At 70.8% G+C, this 22,833-nt stretch carries 23 protein-coding genes; 9 read left to right on the top strand and 14 right to left on the bottom strand.

Annotation, left to right across the window (positions count from 1 at the left end; genetic code table 11):
• Positions 1–18: 18 nt before the first annotated feature.
• From HZS54_RS15155 to nucS, 3 genes are all read left to right on the top strand, one after another.
• Positions 19–204 (top strand): hypothetical protein, encoded by a 186-nt coding sequence (locus tag HZS54_RS15155; RefSeq protein WP_179917945.1) that lies wholly within the window; start codon positions 19–21, stop codon positions 202–204.
• A gap of 98 nt (positions 205–302) precedes the next feature.
• The gene (locus HZS54_RS15160) at positions 303–857 is read left to right on the top strand and encodes a DUF6735 family protein (protein ID WP_179917946.1); all 555 of its coding nucleotides are present in this window, start codon (positions 303–305) and stop codon (positions 855–857) included.
• Positions 858–914: 57 nt separating this feature from the next.
• Positions 915–1,673 carry an endonuclease NucS gene (gene nucS, locus HZS54_RS15165; protein WP_179917947.1) on the top strand — a complete coding sequence of 253 codons (759 nt, stop codon included), beginning with the start codon at positions 915–917 and terminating at the stop codon, positions 1,671–1,673.
• A 24-nt stretch (positions 1,674–1,697) separates the two neighbouring features.
• Here nucS and mutS read toward each other — a convergent pair whose 3' ends face one another.
• From mutS to HZS54_RS15180, 3 genes are all read right to left on the bottom strand, one after another.
• Entirely contained in the window at positions 1,698–4,493 is a 2,796-nt protein-coding gene (gene mutS / locus HZS54_RS15170; RefSeq protein WP_179917948.1) for a DNA mismatch repair protein MutS, read from the bottom strand.
• Between the two features lie 501 nt (positions 4,494–4,994).
• Positions 4,995–6,257: an NAD(P)/FAD-dependent oxidoreductase gene (locus HZS54_RS15175; RefSeq protein ID WP_179917949.1), complete on the bottom strand. Its 1,263-nt coding sequence runs from the start codon at positions 6,255–6,257 to the stop codon at positions 4,995–4,997.
• 61 nt (positions 6,258–6,318) lie between these two features.
• Positions 6,319–7,026 (bottom strand): class I SAM-dependent methyltransferase, encoded by a 708-nt coding sequence (locus HZS54_RS15180; protein ID WP_179917950.1) that lies wholly within the window; start codon positions 7,024–7,026, stop codon positions 6,319–6,321.
• A 116-nt stretch (positions 7,027–7,142) separates the two neighbouring features.
• Between HZS54_RS15180 and HZS54_RS15185 the strand changes: the two genes are divergently transcribed.
• Genes HZS54_RS15185 through HZS54_RS15195 form a run of 3 tightly spaced genes read left to right on the top strand, consistent with a single transcriptional unit; the run spans position 7,143 to position 9,541 of the window.
• Positions 7,143–8,030, top strand: coding sequence for a universal stress protein (locus tag HZS54_RS15185; RefSeq protein ID WP_179917951.1), 888 nt, complete (start codon positions 7,143–7,145; stop codon positions 8,028–8,030).
• Between the two features lie 49 nt (positions 8,031–8,079).
• The gene (locus HZS54_RS15190; RefSeq protein WP_179917952.1) at positions 8,080–8,508 is read left to right on the top strand and encodes a hypothetical protein; all 429 of its coding nucleotides are present in this window, start codon (positions 8,080–8,082) and stop codon (positions 8,506–8,508) included.
• A 58-nt stretch (positions 8,509–8,566) separates the two neighbouring features.
• Positions 8,567–9,541 carry a universal stress protein gene (locus tag HZS54_RS15195; RefSeq protein ID WP_179917953.1) on the top strand — a complete coding sequence of 325 codons (975 nt, stop codon included), beginning with the start codon at positions 8,567–8,569 and terminating at the stop codon, positions 9,539–9,541.
• Between the two features lie 12 nt (positions 9,542–9,553).
• Here HZS54_RS15195 and mvaD read toward each other — a convergent pair whose 3' ends face one another.
• Positions 9,554–10,531: a phosphomevalonate decarboxylase MvaD gene (mvaD, locus tag HZS54_RS15200; protein WP_179917954.1), complete on the bottom strand. Its 978-nt coding sequence runs from the start codon at positions 10,529–10,531 to the stop codon at positions 9,554–9,556.
• Between the two features lie 131 nt (positions 10,532–10,662).
• Here mvaD and gfo6 point away from each other — a divergent pair, with 131 nt between their 5' ends.
• Positions 10,663–11,733 (top strand): D-xylose 1-dehydrogenase Gfo6, encoded by a 1,071-nt coding sequence (gene gfo6, locus HZS54_RS15205; protein WP_179917955.1) that lies wholly within the window; start codon positions 10,663–10,665, stop codon positions 11,731–11,733.
• A 129-nt stretch (positions 11,734–11,862) separates the two neighbouring features.
• Here the strand turns inward: gfo6 and HZS54_RS15210 are convergent, their stop codons facing one another.
• The gene (locus tag HZS54_RS15210; protein ID WP_246391658.1) at positions 11,863–13,353 is read right to left on the bottom strand and encodes an FG-GAP repeat protein; all 1,491 of its coding nucleotides are present in this window, start codon (positions 13,351–13,353) and stop codon (positions 11,863–11,865) included.
• Between the two features lie 238 nt (positions 13,354–13,591).
• A complete protein-coding gene (locus tag HZS54_RS15215) occupies positions 13,592–14,419 on the bottom strand; it encodes an SDR family NAD(P)-dependent oxidoreductase (protein WP_179917957.1) in 828 nt (275 codons plus the stop codon).
• 83 nt (positions 14,420–14,502) lie between these two features.
• Here HZS54_RS15215 and HZS54_RS15220 point away from each other — a divergent pair, with 83 nt between their 5' ends.
• Positions 14,503–15,726, top strand: coding sequence for a sialidase family protein (locus HZS54_RS15220; protein ID WP_179917958.1), 1,224 nt, complete (start codon positions 14,503–14,505; stop codon positions 15,724–15,726).
• Between the two features lie 31 nt (positions 15,727–15,757).
• Here the strand turns inward: HZS54_RS15220 and HZS54_RS15225 are convergent, their stop codons facing one another.
• Positions 15,758–16,324, bottom strand: coding sequence for a thioredoxin family protein (locus tag HZS54_RS15225; protein ID WP_179917959.1), 567 nt, complete (start codon positions 16,322–16,324; stop codon positions 15,758–15,760).
• Positions 16,325–16,649: 325 nt separating this feature from the next.
• Between HZS54_RS15225 and HZS54_RS15230 the strand changes: the two genes are divergently transcribed.
• Positions 16,650–16,982: a thioredoxin family protein gene (locus HZS54_RS15230; RefSeq protein WP_179917960.1), complete on the top strand. Its 333-nt coding sequence runs from the start codon at positions 16,650–16,652 to the stop codon at positions 16,980–16,982.
• A gap of 11 nt (positions 16,983–16,993) precedes the next feature.
• On the opposite strand, the gene HZS54_RS15235 is transcribed toward HZS54_RS15230, so the two are convergent.
• The 7 genes from HZS54_RS15235 to HZS54_RS15265 all read right to left on the bottom strand — a co-directional run bounded on the left by HZS54_RS15235 (position 16,994) and on the right by HZS54_RS15265 (position 22,768).
• On the bottom strand, positions 16,994–19,030 hold the full coding sequence (locus tag HZS54_RS15235; protein ID WP_179917961.1) for an ATP-binding protein: 2,037 nt from the start codon (positions 19,028–19,030) through the stop codon (positions 16,994–16,996).
• Positions 19,031–19,114: 84 nt separating this feature from the next.
• On the bottom strand, positions 19,115–19,882 hold the full coding sequence (locus tag HZS54_RS15240; RefSeq protein WP_179917962.1) for a sensor domain-containing protein: 768 nt from the start codon (positions 19,880–19,882) through the stop codon (positions 19,115–19,117).
• Between the two features lie 117 nt (positions 19,883–19,999).
• Positions 20,000–20,239: a DUF7521 family protein gene (locus HZS54_RS15245; RefSeq protein WP_179923031.1), complete on the bottom strand. Its 240-nt coding sequence runs from the start codon at positions 20,237–20,239 to the stop codon at positions 20,000–20,002.
• A gap of 274 nt (positions 20,240–20,513) precedes the next feature.
• A complete protein-coding gene (locus HZS54_RS15250; protein WP_179917963.1) occupies positions 20,514–20,870 on the bottom strand; it encodes a DUF7521 family protein in 357 nt (118 codons plus the stop codon).
• Entirely contained in the window at positions 20,867–21,226 is a 360-nt protein-coding gene (locus HZS54_RS15255; RefSeq protein ID WP_179917964.1) for a winged helix-turn-helix domain-containing protein, read from the bottom strand. The genes HZS54_RS15250 and HZS54_RS15255 overlap by 4 nt, the downstream gene beginning before the upstream one ends.
• A 97-nt stretch (positions 21,227–21,323) precedes the next feature.
• Positions 21,324–21,641, bottom strand: coding sequence for a hypothetical protein (locus HZS54_RS15260; protein WP_179917965.1), 318 nt, complete (start codon positions 21,639–21,641; stop codon positions 21,324–21,326).
• A gap of 92 nt (positions 21,642–21,733) precedes the next feature.
• Positions 21,734–22,768 carry a ferredoxin--NADP reductase gene (locus HZS54_RS15265; RefSeq protein WP_179917966.1) on the bottom strand — a complete coding sequence of 345 codons (1,035 nt, stop codon included), beginning with the start codon at positions 22,766–22,768 and terminating at the stop codon, positions 21,734–21,736.
• Positions 22,769–22,833 lie beyond the last annotated feature (65 nt).

Below are 22,833 nucleotides of genomic sequence, written 5' to 3' on the forward strand. Positions count from 1 at the left end.
CCGTCCACGTGACACGGTATGGAAGACCACGCGTGGCGGTCCGTCGAGGTCGTCCGCAACAAGCAGGGCGAGCCCCACGTGCTCCAGCAGAAGGTGACGGTGTACACCGCGGGCGTCTCCGAGGAGTCGTCGGGTTACACGAAACCGGAGGTCCAGCACCGGCTCGTTCCGCTGCAGAGCCTCGTCGAGTTCGACGGCGGGTGAATCGATCCCCGCGCCCCACCGGTCGACGAGAAGTGCCTTCGTCGGGCAGCGGCGCGTGCGATACTTTATGAAGGAGTCCGCGACCACTCCGCCTCGCCGTGGGAGCGCGCACGCTGGTCGCGGTCGAACGCGACGCCGGCGGGTACGACCTGCACCGTTCGCAGTGGGGCGGCGAGCACGTCGACCGGCTGGTCGACCTCGTCCGGGCCGACGAGGCGCCCCCCGACCTCGTCGACCCGGTGCCGTTCCGTTCGGGCGCGTCGGCCGACGAACTCCTCGACTCGCTCGACCCCCGGGAGTACGAGGCGTTCGTCGTCGCCGACGACCGAACCGAGGCGTACCTGGTCTGCCGGCTGGGCATCGAGACCGGTCGGGAGTCCGCGACTGCGGTCGCCGGGACCGCCACCGACGCAGGTGCCGCGACCGACGTGGCCGACGCGGCGGCGCTCGTTCCCTGGCCGGGCGAGGCCGCCGCCGAGCGGCTCCGTCGGTTCGTCCGCACCGCGAAGGACGTGCTCGGCGACGCCGTCGACGCCGGCCTCGTGCCCGCCCCCGCGGCGACCCAGTATCTCGCCGTCCGGGTCGCTCGCCACCCCGACACACCCGACACCGACGCGATCCTGTGGCTCGATGGAGGTGACTCGCGACGCTGACGCGCTGACCCGTCCCGTGTCGCGCGGTTTTTAGCCCCCGACGCCCAACCCCGAGGCGTGACTGCCGTCGAGGACGGACTCCGGCTGGAGACGCGCGAGCGCCCGAGCCACGGGACCGCGCGGGACCTCGTGGCCGAGGCTATCGACGCCGGCGCGCTCGTGACGGTCGTCGGCCGCTGCACCGTCGACTACGAGGGCCGCGCGTCGAGCACGCTCGGCCCCGGCGAGCGACTGGTGATGCTCAAGCCCGACGGCGCGGCGCTGGTCCACACCGACGAGGGTCAGCAGCCGGTCAACTGGCAGCCGCCCGACTGCGACCACGAGGCCCGCCTCGACGAGGGCCGTCTCGTCGTCGAGAGCCACCGCGAGACGCCCGAGGAACACCTCCGGGTCGACTTCGAGGCCGTGCTGGAAGTGTCGGCCTACGGGCTGACCGACGAGCGCGACCTCTCGTTGGAGGGCACCGAGGAGGACCTCCGCCAGCGGATCCTCGACGAACCGTCCCTGATCGAGGAGGGGTTCGTTCCGCTGGCGACCGAGCGGGGAACCCCCGCCGGCGCCGTCGACATCTACGGCGAGGACGCCGAGGAACGGGCCGTCGCCGTCGAGCTCAAGCGCCGTCGGGTCGGCCCCGACGCCGTGGGCCAGCTCGGCCGGTACGTCGACGCGCTGGAGCGGGATCTGCACGCCGACCGACAGATCCGCGGCATCCTCGTCGCGCCGTCGGTCACCGACCGCGCGAGCCGGCTGCTCGCCGAGCGCGGCCTGGAGTTCGTGCCGCTGACGCCGACCGGCGGGCCGGACGCCGACGACTGACCGGGACGCCGTCCCCGCTCGGTGCTACTCGTCGAGCGACTCCTTCAGCTCGGCGAGGGCGTTCATCGCCTCCAGCGGCGTCATCGTCGCCACGTCGAGCGCCGCCAGTCTCCGTTCGAGGTCCGAGGTCGGGCCGCCGTCGCCGCCGCTGGCTCTCTCGTCGGCGGTGCTGCTCACGCGGACGTTCTCGCCGGGGTCGTGGCCGTTGGCGTCGGCCCCGGGTTCGCCGCTCGCTCCGGGGTCGCTCTCGTCCAGCAGTTCCCGGGAGCGGTCGACCACCTCGGCGGGGACGCCCGCCAGTTTCGCCACCTCGATGCCGTACGACGCGGCGGCGGCGCCGGGCGCGACCTCGTGTTCGAAGGCCACGTCGCCGTCCTCCCGTTCGGTCTCGAAGTGGAGGTTGAACACGCCCGACAGCTCGTCGGCGATGGCGGTCAGCTCGTGGTGATGGGTGGCGAAGAGGGTGGTCGCGCCCACCTCGTCGTGGACGTGTTCGGTCACGGCGCGGGCGATGGCGAGCCCGTCAGCGGTGCTGGTGCCGCGGCCCACCTCGTCGAGCAGGACCAGCGAGTCCTCGGTGGCGTTGTTCAGGATGTCGGCGAGTTCGGTCATCTCGACCATGAACGTCGAGCGGCCGCCAGCGATGTCGTCGCTGGCACCGACGCGGGTGAACACGCGGTCGACGACGGGCAGTCGCGCTGCGGCGGCGGGGACGAAACTCCCCGCTTGCGCGAGCACGGAGGTGAGCGCGACCTGGCGCATGTACGTCGACTTGCCGCTCATGTTCGGGCCGGTGACCACCGCGAAGAAGTGCTCGTCGTCGAAGTGGGCGTCGTTGGGGACGAACCGTTCCTCCGTGCGCTCGACGACGGGGTGGCGCCCGGCCTCTACGGCGAACTCCTCGGCACCGACGCAGGGCCGGGTGTAGTCGAACTTCGCCGCCACGCTCGCGAACGAGACGAACACGTCCAGCCGCGCCAGCCGGTCGGCCAGCGCCTGCACGCGCTCGGACTCCTCGGCAACGTCCCGGCGGACCTCGCAGAACAGCTCGTATTCGAGGTCGTCGGCGCGGCCCTCGGCGCGGATGATCTCGTCTTCCCGCTCTCTGAGTTCCGGCGTGACGAACCGCTCGGAGTTCTTCAACGTCTGCCGGCGCTGGTAGTCGTCAGGCACCGCGTCGAGGTTCGGGTCGGTCACCTCGATGTAGTAGCCGTGGACGGAGGTGTGGCCGACCTTCAGCGAGTCGATGCCCGTCCGCTCGCGCTCGCTCGCCTCCAGGTCGTCGATCCACGATTTGCCCTCGCGCTCGGTGGCTCGCAACTCGGCCAGTTCGTCGTCGAAGTCGGGCTTGACGATCCCGCCCTCCGTGAGGTCGGCGTCCGGGTCCTCCTGGATGGCTTCGTCGATCAGCTCGCGCACGTCGGCGAGGGGGTCGAGGTGTTCGCGCAGCTCGACCAGCGTTGCCGAGTCGGCGTCGGCGAGGGCGGCCTCCACGTCGGGGACGACCGCGAGCGTGTCGTGCAGCGAGCGCAGGTCTCGCGCCGTCGCGCGGCCGCGGGCAACCCGGGAGACGAGCCGCTCGATGTCGTACACGTCGTCGAGCAGGTCGTGCAGTTCCTCGCGCAGCGTCACGTCGCCGGTCAACTCGGCGACGGCGTCGTGGCGGGCGGCGATGCGGTCCTCGTCCAGGAGGGGGCGGCGCAGCCAGTCGTCGAGCTTCCGCCGGCCGAGCGCGCAGGCCGTCTCGTCGAGCGCGTCGACCAGCGTGAGCGCCCGGTCGCCGTGGACGGCCCGGCGGTCGAACAGTTCCAGGCTCTCCAGGGCGACGCGGTCCAGCAGCATGTACTCCCGGGGGTCGTAGCGCGTGAGGGTGTTGATGTAGTCGAGCGCTGCGGTGTCGTCTGTCGGTTCCCCGGTGGCATCGTCTCCGCCTGCGGTCGCACCCGGCCCGGCCACCGCCGCCGTCGAGTCGTCGCCGATGTCGCCGGCGTCGGGGTTGCCGCCGCGGGTGTACTCGGCGTAGGCCAGCAGGGCGCCGCAGGCCCGGACCTCGGCCTCGTCGGCCAGCCCGAGGTCCCCGAAGTACGCCTCGACCCGCTCGCGCGCCCGCTCGGCGTCGAAGGCCGTCCGCTCGTAGGGCGAGACCATGCAGTCGCCGTCGAACACGTCGGCGGGCGCGTCGGGACCGACGATCGCTTCGGCGGGTGCGAACCGCCCGAGTTCGTCGGCGATCGAGTCCAGCCGGTCGGCGCCCGTCGCGTAGCAGTCGCCCGTCGACACGTCCAGCAGCGCGAGCCCGTAGGGCCCGTGCTCGTCGCCGCCGGCGCCCGCACCGCCCCCGGCGCGGCCCGTATCGCGGGTCGACACGTCGCCGCCCGGGCCGTCCGCCGTGAGACAGGCGACGTAGTTGTTGTCGGCGCTGCGCAGGAGTTCGTCCTCGGTGAGCGTCCCCGGCGTCACGACGCGGGTGACCGCCCGGTCGACGACGCCGCTCACTTCGTCGGGGTCCTCCACCTGGTCGGCGACCGCCACGCGGTAGCCCGCCTCCAGCAGCCGCTCGATGTACGACTCGGCGTTGTCGATCGGGATCCCCGACATCGCGTACTCCCCCGTCGAGTCCTCCCGCTTCGTCAGCGTGATCTCGCAGATGCGAGCGACCCGCTCGGCCGCCTCGCAGAACGCCTCGTAGAAGTCGCCCACCTGGAAGAGCACGAGCGAGTCGTCGTACTCCCGGCAGAGTTCGAAGTACTGGGCCATCATCGGCGTCAGGTCGTCTTCCCGTTCGGCCATCTTCGCCGGCGCACCCAGTGCCGCATCCATGGGTGTGTGAGAGCGGGTCGCCCGGGTTATATCCATCGGGTTTCGGTCCTCGATTCGTCGAGGTATCGGGTGTCTCCCGAGCGTTCCGTTCGATGTGCTCGTGTATCGGTTGTTTCTGTTCATCGTATCGTGAAACGAAGTCGTGCGAGAGTAACCGCACTCGACGGTGAGCGATGAAAGCCCTCGGCGCGCTCGCGGTCGCTGAGCGGGATATCCGCGCTCTCCGCACGGCCCGCGCGGATAGTGCCCGCTCAGGCGACTAAAATGGACGCGAGCGCGCCTCGCCCTTTCAGTCCACCAGGACCATACAGCACCGCACAGCAACCGCAGACGGCCTCACACCTCCCCAGCCTCTTGCGATGCTCGCAGGCTGCGCTTCTCATCCCTCGCGCGATGCTGTCGCGACACGAGAGTCGCGACAGCGCACGCCAGCCGCACCGCTACCCCCAAATGCAACAGCCGTCACCTGTGCCGAACACTGCCCCTCCGTTCGCGCCTCGCTCACTTCTCGATCCGGCCGGAATCGTCCTCTCCGGGGGGATCGGATATCGGTTCCCCCGCCTCGTCCTCCGGCCATCCGACCTCCTCCCGGACGAGGTCGGCCGCGTTCTCGACGGCGCCGACGCTGGAGAGGTAGCCGGCGCCGACCGTCGTTTTGAGCGCCTTGGCCGACCGGCCGCGGAGGACCGTCGGGCCGACCTGCGCGACGGCGCCGTCGCCGATACTGACCAGCCAGCCCAGCGAGTCGAAGCGGTAGCCGTCGAGACGGGGTTCGAAGCCGCCCTCACCGGAGAGTTCGTGGTCGACCAGCCGTTCGACGTTGTCCGCGGCGACGCCGGCCTCGCGGATGGCCGCCTGGGCGCTGGCGGGGACGGCCTCGCCGTCGGTGTCGACGATCCGGCCGGCGTCGCCGACGACGAAGGTGCCGTCCTCGTAGCGCAGGTCCCCGCGGACGACCGGGCGCTCGCCGCGGAGGGCGTCCGGGCCGCGGATGCCGCCCGTCCAGACGAACCCGTCGTAGCGCTCGGTCGCGCCGTCGGCGAAGGCGATGGTCTCGTCGTCCGCGCTCGCGACGGCGCGACCGGTCTCGACGCGCACGTCGCGGGCCTCCAGCTCCTCGCGGACCGCGCGCTGGAAGTTCTCGGGGAAGTTCGGCGCCACGCTGTCGGCCTGTTCGAGGAGGACCACCTCGACGGCGTCGCGGGCGCCCTCGTCGCGGGCGAGCGCGGCGAGTTCGCCGGCGACCTGCACGCCCGAGAGGCCCGCACCGCCGACGACCACGCGGGCCGGGTCGGCGGCCGTCCCCGCGTCGACGGCGTCGAGGAAGTCCGCGCGGACGGCCTCGGCGTCGGCCAGTCGCTTGAGCGGCGTCGAGTGGGCCTCGACGCCGTCGAGGTCGTAGTACTCGGTCTCGGCGCCGAGGCAGACGGCGCCCACGTCGTAGGACAGCTCCGCGGTCCCATCCCCGCCGTCCCCGCCGTCCTCGCCGTCCCCGCTCTTGTCGAGCGTGGCGACGCCCGCCTCGGTGTCGATGTCAGTGACGGTCGCCTCGCGGACGGTCGCGCGGTCGAGCACGTCGTCCAGATCGACGACAATCTCGTCGGCCAGGTCCGGCCGGCGGACGACGCGGTGGAGTTCGTGCTGGACGAGGTGGCTGGCGTCCTCGTCGACGACGACGAGGTCCACCGCTTCGGGCAGCGACGATTCGAGCTCGCGGGCGAGGGTCAGGCCGGCGTATCCGGCGCCGAAGACGGCGACGCGCATGGCGGGACTGCGGGCCGAATCGAGAAAAGGCCACTGACGGACGTCCCGCGACCGGGTGTCGTCAGTCGACGAGCCGCGCGCGGACGCACTCCCAGCGCGGGACCGTCGTCAGCCGTTCGTATTTCTCCGGGTCGACCTCCCGGAACGCGGGGTCGGGCGTCGGTTCGAGGAACCGCTCGATAGCGAACCCGGCGTCGGCCAGTGGGTTGAGGTGCTCGGCGAGCGGCCGCCGGTAGTTCCGCGGCTGCATCTCGCCCCAGTCCTGGGTGAGCCCCTCCGTCTGGAAGTACGATTCGGCCTCGTCGGGGGTCACCCACCCGGAGACGGGATTGCCGGTCGAGAAGACGAACCGCCCGTCCGGTCGCAGGACGCGAGCGAACTCCTCGAACACCGGCCGCCAGTCCGCGATGTGTTCGAGAACGAGCTGGCTCACCACGAGGTCGACCGACTCGTCGGCGAGGAAGTCGAGCGGTTCGGTCAGGTCAGCGTGGCGGACCGTCACCAAGTCGTCCGCGTAGCGCTCGCGGACCCGCTCGACGGCCGCCTCGGTCGCGTCGACGGCGACGACTTCGCCCCCCTGTTCGAGAAAGTACTCGGTGTAGTCGCCCGCGCCGCACCCTGCTTCGAGCACGCGCAGCCCGTCGAGGTCGGGCAGCAGCGATCTGGTCGCCGGCCATTCGAGATTCCTTCTGAGCGGCTCGTCGCTCCAGTCATCGTTCTCCGCGGCCATGGTCTCGTACGCGTCGCGCGTGGCCTCATCTATTGGCACGTGTCACCCTGACACGCCACGTTCCGTAAATATATTCGACAGGAACGACCCTGACCGTCCCCGCCCGCCGGGAACCGTCGACCGGTTTCAAATACCGCCAGGGCGAACCGTCGGTCATGTACGAGACGATCCTGATTCCGACAGACGGGAGCGCACACGCCGAGCGAGCGGCCCGCCACGCCGTCTCGCTGGCCGAGGCGTTCGACGCGACGGTGACGGTCCTCGGCGTCGCGGACCTGAACCGGGCGGCCGGGGCGTTCAGCGCCGGCGGCATCGACGACGAGTTCCGCGAGCGCGTCCGCGGCGACGCCGAGTCGGCGGTCGAAGAGGCGGCCGCGCTGGCCGACGACCGCGTGCCGGTGGAGACGGCCGTCGTCGACGGCGACCCCGCGAAGGCCATCGTCGACTACGCCGACGAGGGCGAGTTCGACGCCGTCGCGATGGGGACCCACGGCCGGCGCGGGCTCTCGCGGCTCGTCTTCGGGAGCGTCGCGCGCTACGTCGTCAGGCACACGACGCGACCGGTCCTGACCGCCCGCGAGACCGACGCCGACGCCGTCACCGACTACGACGACGTGCTGGTGCCCACGGACGGCAGCGACGCGGCCGAAGCGGCGATCGACCACGGGCTCGCCGTCGCCGACGCGTTCGACGCGACCGTCCACGCGGTCAATATCGTCGACCTGAGCGGAATGGCCGCCGGCTCCGGCGTCGAACCGCCGACCAGCCAGCTCGAACGGTACACGGAGGCGGGCGAGGCGGCCGTCGAGGCCGTCGCCGAGCGCGCCCGCGCCGAGGGGCTCGACGCGGTGACGGCCGTCGAACACGGCTTCCCCGCGGCCGACCTGCACGACTACGTCGACGAGGCGGAGGTCGACCTCGTGGCGATGGGGACCCACGGCCGGACCGGGATCGACCGCGTCCTCCTCGGGAGCACGACCGAGCGAGTCCTCTCCCGGTCGCCGGCGCCGGTGCTGGCCGTCCACCCCGACGACGCCGAGTGATCGTCCGGCAACCGACCACTTACCCGTCTGGAGGCCTCGGATCGGGTAGATGCCCGACGAGGAGCTCCAGTGGTCGGACCCGGACGGTCACGGCGAACAGTCCGTCGTCGACTGCGAGGCCTGCCAGTCGGTGCTCGACGACGAGAGCGACCGGACCGTCTCCTTCCTGCTGCTCGACCACCTCACGATCCCGGTCCGGAGCTGCGAGCGCCACCTCGACCGGTTCTCGACCATCTGTGGCCTGACCACCGAGGACTCCGCCCGCGTGCTCGACCACTACCCGGCCGGCGGAGTCGCCTGCCCCGCCTGCCGGAACGCCCGCTACGACACGAGCCGGCCGATGGTCTCCGTCGACGGCGGGATGGTCGTCCTCACCGCCTGCCCGGACCACCAGACGCAGATCCTCCAGCGGTTCGACACCGGTCTGGAGACCCACCAGCAGCTGACGGCCAGCCTCGACGGCCGCGACGCGGTCTGAGTCTGACCCGCGCAGCCGTCGACCCGTCATTGAAACGGCTCGCGGCCCAACCGGGCGTATGTACGAGTCCATCCTCGCGCCGACCGACGGGAGTCCGACTGCCGACCTGGCCGCCGACCACGCCCTCGCGCTGGCCGCGGCGTTCGACGCGTCCGTGACGGCGCTCGGCGTCGTCGACGCGGAGGAGGCGGCGGGGCCGTTCGACGCCGGCGGCGTCGACGACGACTACCTCGACCGACTGGAGACCGAGGCACAGCGGTCCGTCGATTCGGTGGCCGAGCGCACGGACGGGCGAGTGCCCGTCGACGCGGTCGTCGTCGACGGGGACCCGACCGAGACCATCGTCGACCGCGCCGCCGACCACGACCTCGTCGTCCTCGGGACGCACGGCCGGTCGACCATCGACCGCGTGCTCACGGGTAGCACGAGCGCGGGGGTCGTCCGCGAGTCGCCGGCCCCGGTCGTCACGGTCAGGAGCGACGACGGCGAGTCGGGGGGCGGCGACGAATCTGCGACCGGCGAGGGGTCGATGACGGGGGGCGACTCGCCCTTCGGTTACGACGACGTGCTGGTACCGACCGACGGCAGCGCCGCGGCCGAAGCGGCGGTCGACCACGGACTCGCCGTCGCCGACGCCTTCGACGCGACGGTCCACGCGGTCCACGTCGTCGACGTGAGCGCGGTCGCGGGCGGTGCGGGCGTCGCGGCCGGTGCCGGCGGAGCGGGGGCGGCGGGCGCCGGCGGCGACCTGCTGGAACCCATGATCGAGAACGGCGAGGAGGCGACCGAGCGCGTCGCCGAGCGCGCCCGCGGTGAGGGGCTCGACGCGGTCACCGATGTCGGCGAGGGGTCGCCCGGGTCGATGCTGGTCGACTACGTCGACGAGGAAGGGATCGACTTCGTGACCATGGGAACCCACGGCCACACCGGCCTCGACCGGGTGCTGCTGGGGAGCACGACCGAGCGGCTGATGCGCAACGTCTCCGTGCCTGTGCTGTCGGTCCGGGAGAGCGAAGACGACGCGGCGGAGTGAACCCCTGGCGGTTCAGAACAGCGCGTCGCTCTCGTCGAGGATCTGCGCGGGGCCGCCAACCTCCCAGACGCGGGTGTCGACGCCGCAGTCGGCGACGACCTCCTCGACGCGGTCGACGTGCTCGGCGGTGGTGTTGACGTAGGTGCTGGCGCCGGTGTCGACGGAGAAGTAGACGGGGACGCCCTCCTCGCGGAGTTCGCGGACGGCGTTGAATATCTCGATCGTGCGCGGTTGCCAGTACACCCACCCGGAGGGGCCGGTCATCGTCGTCGCCGCGAGCGACAGCGAGTCGTGTTCTGCGCGTTCGAAGGCGGCGTCGAAGTCGCCCTCGCGGAGTTCGCCGCGCATCTTCGCGATCTGGCCGTGGATGTGGGCCATCCGCCCCTCGAACATGTGGCTCTCGGCGGCCTCGGCGTGGGCGGAGTCGGTCTCCTTGTAGCTCGGGACCATTCCCGCGACGACGCGCACGTCGTCTTCCAGCTCGTCGGCGACCTCGATGCGCTCCGAGCGGCAGTCCTCGTCGTCGGTACCCGTTCGCAGGTGCGAGTACGCCCCCGTGACCGCGCGGGCCGCCGAGGCGGACCCGCGGCGGGCGATGGCGGAGACTTCCGGACGGGTCAGGTCCAGCCCCGCGGCCTCCGAGAGGGCCATCGCGGCCGCCGCGAACCCGGAGGCCGAGGAGCCGAAGCCGATGTTCGTCGGGAAGGAGTTCTCCGAGACGAAGCGGACGCGGTGGTCGATGCCCGCGCGGTCGCGCACCTCGTCGACGACCGTGCGGATGCGGTCGGCGCCGCTCCCCTCGACGGGGTCGCTGTCGACGACGTACTCGTCTTCCTCGCGGTCGGGGTCGAACTCGGCGGTCGTCTTCGTGTGGCTCGGCGCGGTGCAGAGACTGATCGAGTCGTGATACGGGTGTCGCAGTTCCTCGTCGCGCATCCCGTGGTATTTCACGAGCCCCTGGATCGGGTGGGCCTTCGCGGTCGCCTTCATACCCGGGAATCCGCGGGTCTCCACTTTGCTGTTGTGGCTCCGGTCCGTCGGGGTGCGCTGTCGTTCGCGCGAGTGTGCCAGAGCGGGCGTCGTGCGTGAAGACTATTTGCCGGGGGCGGGATCTCTCGTCCATGGAAGTCGACCTCGACAGTTTCAGCGCTCGCGACTGGGAGGAGCCGACCGACGCGGAACCGATCCGGTTCGCCATGGTCGGGCTCGGGTGGTGGACGCGCGAGCTATCGATCCCCGCCGTCGAAGGCGCCGACCACTGTACGACGACGGCTCTGGTCAGTTCCAGCACGGAGAAAGCCGAGGACGTGGCGGCCGACCTGGAGGGGATCGAGGCGACGCTCACCTACGACGAGTGGGCCGACGGCGCGGCGACCGACGCCTACGACGCGGTGTACATCTGTACGCCGAACGGACTCCACCGCGACAACGTCGAGTCCGCGGCCGCCCACGACAAGGCGGTCCTCTGCGAGAAGCCCCTGGAGGCGACCGTTGAGGACGCCCGGGCGACCGTCGACGCCTGCCGGGACGCGGACGTGCCGCTGATGGTCGCCTACCGGCTCCAGACCGAACCAGTCGCTCGCCGCGCCCGGGAACTGATCCAGAGCGGCGCCATCGGCGACGTGGTCTCGATAGTCGGGCACATGTCCGACAACATTCTCGACGCCGTCGACGAGTCGAGCTGGCGGTTCGACCCCGATCTGGCCGGCGGGACGACGCTCAACGACATCGGGATCTACCCGCTGAACACGATCCGGTTCATCCTGGAGGAGGACCCCCAGGCGGTGTACGCCCGGACCGAGTCCGAACAACCCGCCTACGAGGGCACCGACGAGCACGGGGCCTTCCAGCTGGAGTTCCCCGGGGGAAAACTTGCTTCGTGTACCGTCACCCACAGCGCGACGGTGACCTCCAGCCTCCGGTTCGTCGGCACCGAGGGCGAACTGACCGTTGAGGGGCTGTTCTTCCCGAACACCCGGAAGGTGCTCCGGGTGTCCGGGCCGGACATCGAGGGCGAGTTCCGGCCGGAACCGGTCGACCAGATGCGCGAGGAGTTCGACTACTTCGCCAACCGCCTCCAGAACGGTCTCGACCCCGAACCCGACGGCGAACACGGCATGGTCGACATGCGCGTGATCCGCGCGCTCTACGAGTCCGCCGAGAGCGGCCAGCGCGTCGAACTCGACCTGTGAGCGGGACGCGAAAGCAGCGACGGCCGAACGGGCGTCCCACCGTACCGAGCATCCGCACGCCTCGGGCACGCGACGTTCGAGACAGCGGGGATCGTGCCGGCGCGAAACCCGCTCGTCGAGTGTCGCCGGTCACGAGGTGAACACGTACGCCGAGCCCCCCGAGCCGTCCGTGTCGAAGTCCCTCACGTCACCGACGAGGGCAGTGGCGCCGTCGGTCGACAGCGCCACGGAATTGCCGAACTGCTGGCCGTTCGCCGCGTCGTCGACGAGCTTGGCTTGCTGGGCCCACGAGTCGTCGGAGCCGTCGAACACGTATGCAGCGCCGGCGTTCGTGGTTTTCGAGGAATATTTGTTCTCGGCGCCGAGGAGCGCCCTCGAACCGTCGCCCGACAGCGCGACTGAGATCCCGAAGTGGTCCTTGGCGTCGCCGTCTTCGGCGATGAGTTTCGCCTGCTGGGTCCACGCCTCGCCGGAGCCGTCGAACACGTACGCCGAGCCCGAAAGGTCGCCGTACGGGTCCTCGTCCCCGAAGGCGCCGACGAGAGCGGTGGTCCCGTCGCCGGATAGCGCCACCGACCAGCCGAAGACGTCGTCGCTGTCGCCGTCGGCGGCGGTGAGTTTCGCCCGCCGAGTCCACGACTCGCCGGAGCCGTCGAACACGTACGCCGAGCCCGAAAGGTCGCCGTTCGGATCCGCCTCGTGGGGGTCGCCGACGAGAGCGGTCGCGCCGTTGTCCGACAGCGCCAGTGATTTGGCGAAGTCGTCCTCGCTCTCCCCGTCGTCGGCGGTGAGTTTCGCCTGCTGGGTCCACGACTCGCCGGAGCGGTCGAAGACGTATGCCGAACCCGCGTCCCTGGTATCCGGGTCCGTCTGATAGCAACCGACGACGGCGCTCGTCCCGTCGCTCGACATCGCCGCCGAGTAGCCGAAGCCGTCGAACTCCTCGCCGTCGTCGGGGGCGAGCTTGGCCCGCTGGGTCCACGAGTCGCCGACGGCCTCGAAGACGTACGCCGAGCCCGCCTCCTCGCCGTTCGGGTCCTCGTCCCCGTAGGCACCGATGACGGCGGTGGTACCGTCGCTCGACACCGCCACCGAACTGCCGAAGTAGTCCTGGCTGTCGCCGTCGTCGGGGGTGAGCTTTGCCGCCTGGGACCACGAGCCGCCGGACCCGTCGAACACGTACGCCGCTCCCGAGCTCTGCCCGTTCGACTCGTCGGCCGTGCTCGTATCACCGCCGCTGGGCGTCTCGGTCGCGCTGAGCGTCCCTTCGAAGTCGCCGCTCGCGATGGCGCCGACGACGGCTGTGGTGCCGTCGCCGGACACCGCCAGCGAGTAGCCGAACATGTCGCCGGTGTCCCCGTCGTCCGGGTCAAAGTTGGCCCGCTGGGTCCAGCCACCGGTCGACTCTGCGGTCTCCGGTGGCGTGTCCGCAGTTTCGGAGGGGGTGTCCGCGGTTTCGGGCGGTGTTTCCGCGGTTTCGGAGGGCGGTTCCGAGGTGTCGGAGGGCGCGTCTGTGGGATCAGGGGTTCCATCGTCACCGGAACCGTCGCTACAGCCGGCGATCGCCCCGATCCCGGCGATCCCACAGAGCCGGAGGAACTGTCGTCTGTGTGCCGTCACATTTCTACGGGAGTGACGACTCGGTAACAACTTTGTGGTCGCCAGCGAGTGGCGGCCCGGCCGAAGAGATCGATCCGGCGGATGAAGAGGTGGCCAGTTGGTCACCTGTGCTGAGCATCCGGCGCCGCAGGCGCGCGGTTCACCGAACTCGCGCTCTGCGCGAGTTCGGCCTTTTTCACCCATGTTTTTGGCGGAGGGGTGGGCGCGGTTTGCCCAACCTCCGCGAAAGAGATGGTCTCTAGAGGACCTGATAGCCGCCGTCGACGTACAGCAGGTGGCCGTTGACGTAGGAGGCGTCGTCGGACGCGAGAAAGAGGTACGCCCCCGCTACCTCGTCGGGCGTGGCCATCCGCCCCATCGGGATGGTGGGTTCGATCTCCTGGTCGCGCAGGTCCGGCAGGTCGGCGTCGGAGAGCAGGAACCCGTCGCCGAGGTCGCGGTCGTAGTCGGGGTTGCCCTGGCCGAAGGTGGTCCGGATGATGCCGGGCGCGACGGCGTTGACGCGGATGTCGTGGCGGGCGAGTTCCAGCGCGGCGACGCGGGTGATCATCATCACGGCGCCCTTCGAGGCGTCGTACATCGTGTGACCCAGCTGGGCGTACTCGGAGCTGATCGAGGCGGTGTTGACGATGTTCCCGGAGACGCCGCGGTCGAGCATGTCGCGGGCGGCGGCGCGGCAGCCGGCGAAGACGCCGCGGACGTTGATCGCCATCACCTGGTCGAAGGCGTCGGCGTCGGTCTCGGTCAGCGCGGCCTCGCGGTAGATGCCGGCGTTGTTGACCATCACGTCGACGCCGCCCAGGTCGCGGGCGCCCTCGACGACCGACCCGACCTGCTCGGGGTCGGACACGTCCGTCTCGACGAAGGTGGCGTCCCCGCCGGCGTCCTCGATGGCCTCCTGTGTCGGCGCCGAGACGCCGTCCTCCTTCGGCTGTTCGCGCAGGTCGGCGACGACGACGGTCGCGCCCGCCTCGCCGTAGCGGAGCGCGACCTCGCGGCCGATGCCCGAGGTGCCGCCGGTCACGATCACCGTCTCGCCGGAAAAGTCGTAGTTCGCGGTTCCCATACGTCGGTTCCCGGGGCGGACTCCTTTGTAGCTTTCCGCTCCGGATCACCCGGCTCTATGTGGCCGGCGGCGGACGAACCGGTATGAGTCGATCACGCGAGGGAGACGCGCTGTACACACCGCCGGCAGACGCGCCGGGCGCGGGGGCCATGTACCCGCGCGTCGAACGGCTGCTGCACGACGACGCCGACGGCGAGACGCTGCTGGCGACCTTCGAGCACTACGCGAGCGCCGACCCCGACTGCGCCGACCCGTTCGCCGAGGAGTTCGACGGGACCGTCCCCGAGGACCAGCCGTACTTCCCGATCTACCGGAGTACGGACGGCGGCGAGACGTGGGACGCGTTCTCGGCGATCCGCGACACCGAGAACGACTGGGGGCTGCGCTACCAGCCGGTCCTGTTCGAACTCCCCGAGGCCGTCGGCCCGTGGGGCGCGGGCACGGTGCTCGCCGCCGGCAACTCGCTCCCCGACGACCGCTCGCGGACCAGCATCGACGTGTACGCGAGCGAGGACGGCGGCCGCTCGTGGTCGTACGTCAGCACGGTCGCGGAGGGCGGTCGCGCCGTCCCGCAGGCCGACGAGACGCCGGTCTGGGAACCCGAACTCGCGCTCGACGCCGACCGCGAACTCGTCTGCTACTTCGCGGACGAGCGCCACCGCGAGGACGGCTACGACCAGCTCGTCGGCCACCGGCGCTCGGTCGACGGCGGACGCACCTGGGAGGATGAGGTGTTCGACGCGGTCGTCCCTAACGGCGAGGACCGGCCGGGGATGCCCGTCGTGACGCGCCTCCCGGACGGCCGCTACGTGCTCACGTTCGAGGTCGTCGGGCCGACCCACGAGGGCGGCCTCTTCGTCAAGACCTCGCCCGACGGGCGGGACTGGGGCGACCCCGAAGACCTCGGGTCACCCGTCGAGACCGCCGAAGGCCACCGGCTCACGAACGGACCGTACGTCACGTGGACGCCCGGGGGCGTCGGGGACGAGGCTGGCGCGGCGACCAGTGCCGACGGAGCCGTCGTCGCGTCGGCGAAGACGCTCCGGACCGACGGCGACGAACAGGCGCCCGGGAGCGGTCGGACGCTCCTGGCGACGACCGACTTCGAGGACTTCGCCGACTGGGAACCGGTGGCGGCGCCGCTATCGTTCGCCGACGAGTTCGACACCGGCCAGAGGACCGTCGGCTGGACGACGCCGCTGCTCCCCTCGGCCGACGGCGAGGAGTTGCTCCAGATGACCTCGACGCACGTCGCGGACGGCCGCTGTGAGATCCGCTACGCGTCCGCCCCGCTCGACCTCTCCTGAGAAACCGGCTGCAAGACGGTTCCGAACCCCGCTACTCGTCTCTCCACTTGATCGAGCAGCCGCGGCTGGGCAGGAACTCGTCGTCGATGTCCTCTCCGGCGAGCACGCGGTCGATGAGTCCCTTCATCTCCCGCTCGGTCGGCTCGTCGTCGGGGTTCGTCGCGTCGTCGAGCCGGCCGTGGTACGCCAGGCGGAACTCGCCGTCCTCGCGGGCGAACAGGAACGGGTCCGGCGTGCAGGCGGCGCCGTACTCGGCAGCGACTGCCTGGCTCTCGTCGCGCAGGTAGGCGTCGTACCGGACCGTCCCGTTCTCGACGTACTCGACCATCTTCTCGAAGGAGTCCTCGGGGTACTCCTCGGCGTCGTTGGGGTTGATCCCGACGACCGCGGCGTCGTCGTACTCCTCGGCGAGCGCGTTCAGCTCGTCGAACTTCGCCTTCGCGTACGGGCAGTGGTTACAGGTGAACACGACCAGCAGCGCGTCGCTGTCGGCGAAATCGTCGAGGGTGTGTGTCTCGCCGTCGACGCCCGGCAGTTCGAACGCCGGTGCGGCGTCGCCGCGGTCTAACGCGTCTTCCTCGGAGTCGAGTGCGACCATGACGACCGGCAGTACGGACGCCCGGAGAAAGTGACTTTGGGTGGGTACTCGACGGTGCTCAGTTCGATCTGATACTGAGTATTCGGATAGCATATCGTCCGGCGCCGCAGGCGCCGGTTCACCGGCTGCGCGAGAGCGGAGCGACCAACGCAGCCGGCCTTTTTTCACCCATGTTTTTTGCCGGGGGTCGAGGCGCGAGCCCACCGGCTCGCGCCGACGCCCCCGGGAAAAAAGATGGCTGTACTGACCACTGCGGCATCACCGTCCCGAGACCGTCCACCGGTCCGTCGAGAGGCTTACACGGCTCGGTCCCGTCTCCCCGTTCATGGCTGAGACACGCGATCGGCCGGTCACGCCGTCGTCGCGCGAGGAACTGGCGACCCTCGTCGCGAGTCACGACCGGGTTCTCGTCGAGTTCCACACGGAGGGCTGCGGGAAGTGCGCGGCGATGGAGCCGGTTCTGAGCGGGGTCGCCCGCTCGACCGAGGCGGTCGTCGCGACGATGAACCCCCGCGACGACCCGGAACTGATCGACGAGTACGACGTACGGAGCGTCCCGAAACTCCTCCTGTTCGTCGACGGCGACCTCGCCACGACGCGAGAAGATGGGGTGCTCAGTGTCGAGGAAGTACGGGCGTTCGTCGCGGACGGGGACTGACGCCGGCGGGGTCAGTCGCCCGCGACGAGTTCGGTCACGGTCACGTCCTCGAAGCGGGCCTCGCTGGTCTCGTCGACGCTGTGGCTGCAGACGGCGAGGCCGACGACCACCGGGTCGGCGAGGTCGATCCGTCGCTGGTCGATGGCCTGCCACTCCTCCCCGTCGGTCGACCACGACAGCGTCACCGTGCCGTCGACGGCGTCGAGCCGGTACCACGGATAGGCGTCGTAGGGCTCCTCGAGCTGGTCGCTCCCCGCGGCGACGCCCGCCTCCTCGCGCCACATCGTCTCGGTCCCGTGGTCGCCCGTCGCACCGACGAACGCGAACGCGGCGTCCTCGGCGAGGGTGTCCCTGACCATCAGTCCCGCTTTGCTGTACTCGTGGACGGACTCCAGCTCCGCCAGCCGCCCCTCGATCCGGACGGGCCCGTGGACCTCCCCGTGGAGGAAGTGGAACTCGTCGATGTCGTGCCAGATGTCCCTGCCGTCGCCGACGACTCGCCAGGACCCCTCCGCGGCGTCGCGTTGCGACGACCCCGGGACCGACACGTCGCCCACGTCGACGCTCTCGGTGAGTTCGACCGGGTCGGTCGGCTCGACCGGCTCGGGGACCACGACCGGACACCCGCCGAACTCGAAGCGCGCGCCCGGCGACCCGCCGGTCTCGCTCTCGCGGATGTCGATCTCCCAGCCCTGCTGGTCGACGGTCTCGGTGACGATCGCCAGCCCGGTCCCGGTGCCGTCCTCGGCGGTGGTGTAGCCGGCTTCGAGGACCTTCTCGCGTTCGGCCTCGGGGATGCCGGGGCCGTCGTCCTCGACGTAGAAGCCCCGATCGGTCGTCCCGACGCGGACGGTCACGTCGGGGCCGGCGTGGTCGAGCGCGTTCTTCAGCAGGTTCTCGACCAGCGGCCGGACCGATTCCGTCTCGGCGATGATCTCCGTCCCCTCGGGGACCGCCACGTCGAGCGTCGCCCCGTCGGTCCCGTGGACGCTCCAGACCTGCTCGACCAGCGGGGCGAGCTCCGTCGACGACACGCCCACGTCGAGCACGTCGAGCACCTCCTCGGAGAGGTCGACCGAGCGGTCGCCCTTCGAGAGCGCGCTGAGGTCCTCGAGGATCTCCTCGATGCGCTCGTTGGCCCGCTCGATCCGCTCGAAGGCGTCCTCGTGACCCTCCCGAGCGCGTTCGAGGGCGCCGACGGATATCTGCAGGGGCGTCCGCAGGTCGTGGGAGACGTAGCTGGCGAACTGGTCGAACCGCCGCTGTTGCTCCTCCAGCCGGTGCTGGAACTGCATCCGCTCGGTCACGTCGAGCGCGTACCCGACCACCCCCAGAACGCGGCCGTCGTCGTCGCGCCAGGGGAGCTTCGTCACCTCGGACCAGTAGTCGCCGCCCTGCGTCTCGAAGTGCTCGATCTGGTCCCGGATCGGCTCGCCGGTCTCGGCGACGCGCAGGTCGTCCTCGTAGGCCTCCCGGTCGGCGTCCGTACGGTGGTCGAACGCCTCCGGGTCGGTCTTCCCGACGAACTCCTCGGTGTCCGGCGTGTACGGCACGTCCGCCATCCGAACGTACCGACCCTCGTCGTCCTTGGCGAACATCGTCATCTGTCCGTCTTCGAGGAGCGTCCGGAGGATACCGCTGTCCGCCGCCGTCTGCCGCCGCTCCCGGAAGGTGGCGACCGCGTCGTCGACGACGCCCCCGAGCGTCTCGGCGGATGCCGACCGCGGCAGGTACCGGCAGTCGGCCCGGTTCGCGACGGCCGCCGCGACCGCCTCGTCGTCGACGTAGGCGACGACCGGGAGGTGGTCGCTGACCGCTCTGGCCGTCTCGTAGATGTCGACGAACTCGGCCTCGTCGACGCCCACGGCGAGGACGCAGCCGGCGTCGTCCCGCGCGGAGAGCGTCTCGGGCAGGTCGGTGAGGTCCGCGACGACGGTGGCGACGCCGGGCCCGTCGCCGTCGGAGACGGCGGCACGGACGCGGTCCCGGTCGTCGGCGGTTCCGCCGACGACGAGGGCGACAGTCGGGTCCGCCAGGAGGTGACTCATCGAGATGCTACCCGCACCGTATGCGATGCAGGTAAATAAGGCCCCGGGGCCGTCGAGCGGTTCCGGGGTCCGGCGTTTACCGCGCTACGCGTCGACGAACCGGCGGAGCGCCGACCGGTCGGTCCCGCCGACCAGCAGCGACGCGTACCAGCCGGCGGCCCGCGCGGCGAAGTTGCAGACGTGCAGCGAGACCAGCGTCGCGACCAGCCCGAACGCCGAGACGGCCAGCGCCTCCGGCAGCGTCGTGACGTACCACGTCGTCAGCCGGAAGGGGATCGTGAGCCCGATCTCCCACGTCTGGAGCGCGAACTCGACCGAGGGCGCGACGTTCATCTCCCCGGAGACCGGGCGGACGCCGACGTTGACCGACCGGTAGTACAACGGTACGAGCAGCAGCGACAGCGAGAGCGTCCCCAGGACGATCAGGAGCGTGAAGGCGGCGGTCCCGACGAGGACCTTGCTCAGGAGGAAAGCGACGCCCTTCCACGTCGAGAGGCTCGTGAGCGCGTGTTTCAGGTGGGCGACCGGCTCCGAGAGCGGCGGGGCGTCCCCGCCCGCGGGAACGTCGCCGACGAGCAACCGGTCGGCGGCGTACCGTTCGAGCGCGGTCAGCTCCCGGACGCCCAGCAGCGTCGCGACGAACAGGGGGAGGCCGACGAGTATCACCGAGAGGCCGATCCCGAGTCCGAAGCCCAGCGGCAACACGACCGAGTACGTGATCCCCAGCGGGAACAGCGCCGAGAGGTACAGCAGGTTCGCGTACGTCTGGAGGCGGAGGGGCACGCCGAGGAACCGCCGGAGGAGGGCGCCCGGCCCGTCGGGTGCCCGGAGCGCGGAGACCAGTCGGCTCATTGTCGACTCCTCGCCCGCCGGCGTAGTAAAACTGACCGTACCGGCACGAGGACGACCCCTACCGACGACCGCGTCCCCGATTCGGACGGACGGACGGGCCCGTCCGGGAGCCCCGAGTCACGCGCCCGTGAGCGCGTAGAGGATCGACCCGAGACCGACGATCTCGAGGGTCGCCCACGCGAGGATGCCGGCGGCGTCGCTGGCGAGCAACACGGAGATAAGCAGCGTCGTGACGACGAACGGGGCGGCGGTCACGAGGAAGATACCGATCCCGAGGAACAGCATCGGGCGGCTGTCGTTGCGACGGTACCCGCGGTAGGCCTGGTAGGCGACGAACAGGCCGACCGCGGCGGTCAGCGCCCCGGTGAGCGTCGCCGGCGTGACGGTCGCGTCGGTCTGGAGCGACGCGACCCACCCGAGGACCGCGGGGCCGGCGCCAGCGAACGGGTCGGTCACGGCGTCACCTCCGGGTGCGGGTCGCCGACTCGTGGCGTCGGGTCGGCGACGGTGCGGGCTCCGGGGCCGTCGGGGCGGATTCCGTGAGCCGTGGTGCCGGCTCCGTGGCCGTCGGGGCCGGCCCCGCGGCTGGCCTCCGGGTCACGGTCGTCGGGTGGGTGTGGTGTGCGTGCGGTCATGGTCGTCCGTAGATGGCGTAGAGGATGCAGCCGAGCCCGAGCAGTTCGCTGACGGTCGTCGAGAGCAGGCGGACGGACTCGGGCGTGTCGGTGAGCGTCGGGAGGGCGATGCGGAGCGCGATGGGCCCGCCGGTCAGGAGGACGATCCCGACCGCCAGGAACAGCATCGCCCGGTCGCGGGTGCCGCGATAGCCCTTCAGCGCCTCGTAGGCGATCAGCAGCGACAGGCCGGCGGCGACCGCCAGCCCCAGCAGGGCCAGCGCCGCGAGCACCGGGGACCCGCCGGTCGCGGAGACCTGCAGCGCGAGGTCCGGGGCGGGAACGAGTGCGAGAGGGGAGGTCGCGGGTATCATGGTTCTGTGAGTCCCTCGAACAGCCGCGTGAACCGGTCGGCGGCGTCCACCTCGCGCCGGGACACGTCGATCGAGCACTCGCCGTCCTCGATCTCGACCGTGACGCGCTCGACACGCGTCCGGTAGGTCTTGTAGTGGTGGCCGTCCGGGTCCAGCTGCTGCTGTTCGACGATGAGGTCGTACTCGCGGAGCTGTTCGATGCGCCGGTAGATCGTCGGCTCCGAGGCGTCGCAGCGCTCGGCCAGCGCCGAGGCCGACAGCGCCTCGCGGCTCGACTCGACCAGGATCGCGCGGGCGTACTCGTCGTCGAGCAACGAGATCACCCCCGATTCCTCGGGATCCTGACCGGCTGCCATCGATCCACGGTTTCGCCGGCGAGCTTATAAAACGGACTACACGCTTTCCGACTCGGAAACCGTGGCCCGACCCGGGAGTCGCGGCCCGGTCGACGAGCTACGCGAGGCTCGCGACCCAGCCGACGACCAGGACGAGGGCGGCGCCGGTCGATATCACGGGGAGGACGTACAGGTAGGCGGGGGCGGGTTCGGCCCCGTTCCGGAGGAAGTCGGGGTTGCGGTACATCTGGACGGTTCCGAGGAGCGCGAACCCGCCGAGGGCGGCCATGCCGGCCTCGTAGGTCGTCGCGGTGGCGGCGAGGACCGCCAGCGCGAACTCGCCGACGTACACGAGACCCATGAGACCGAAGACGTACGCGAGCACGTCGACCCGGCGGACCCGCTCGCTGGGAGGGCTGGAGAGGGCGGTCGCCATATCGGTACGTCTCGGCTCGGTCACACGAACGTTTCGGTCTGGCCGGCGCGGGACTACCGCCGGAGCGTCGGTCCGTCGCCCCGGGTCCGAGTCTACCCGAATCCTTCGGCCTCGATGCGCTCGGCGGGAACGCCCACGGACTCGGCGGCGTCGACGAGGCTGTTGACCATCACGTTGATCCCGCAGGCGTACACCTCGGCGTCGCGGGGGTCGATGCGCGCCTCGACCCCGGACGCGGGGGCCTCGTCGAGCCACCCCTCCAGTTCGCGACCGAGCGGCGCGCTCACGGCCGACTCGTCGACGTGTTTGACGAAGGCGTGCTGGACGTAGTCGGTCTCGCCCGTCCACTCGCTGAGGTAGGACTCGCGGCTGAGACACGGGACGAAGTGGAAGTTGTCGCGCTCGCGGCCGTACTCCCGGAACGCCTCGCGGTAGGGCAGGTCGTCCTCCCAGGCGGCGCCGAGGAACAGCCACACGTCGCGCGAGTGACCGTCGACCTCGTCGGCGCCGGTGTCGAAGACGTAGTCGATCATGCCCTTCAGCGGCGCGACGCCGGTACCCGTGGCCATGAAGACCAGGTCCCGATCAGAGGGCTCGTCGAGGACGAGTTCGCCCCGCGGGCCGCGCATCGTCACCTCGTCGCCGACTTCGAGGTCACGGCAGAGTCGCGGCGAGAGGTCGCCGCCCGGGACGCGTCGGACGCAGATCTCGACCCTGTCGCGGGTGGGCGAACTCGCCAGCGAGTAGGCCCGCGACTCCCCGCAGTAGCGCAGCCCGACGTACTGGCCGGCGAGGTACTCGAAGGTGTTGTGGGGTTCGAAGGCGATCCTGGTGAGCATCGGGTGGGGCCGCTCGAAGCGCTCCAGCAGCGTCGCACAGCGGCGCGCGAACCCCGCGTAGCCGTCGGTGCGGAGCTCCTCGACGAGGGTGCCCCAGTCGTCGTAGTCGGTGACGCTCTCGTAGCGGTCGGCCAGCCCCTCCCGCTCGAACCAGTGGTCGACGGTTCGGCGGACCTCCGCCGTCCGGTCGCGGTCCATCGCCTCCCGCTCGACGACCGTCGCCGACTCGGTCACCAGCGGTAGCTCGGCGATCCGGTCGTGTCTCGACGCGTGTTCCCTGACGGGCATTACCACGTCTCCGGGCCCGCGGTAGTAAGTACTGGCGGGCCGTTCGGCGGGCTCGACCGTCCCCG

It is taken from the genome of Halosimplex pelagicum (assembly GCF_013415905.1).
Classification (GTDB): Archaea; Halobacteriota; Halobacteria; order Halobacteriales; family Haloarculaceae; genus Halosimplex; species Halosimplex pelagicum.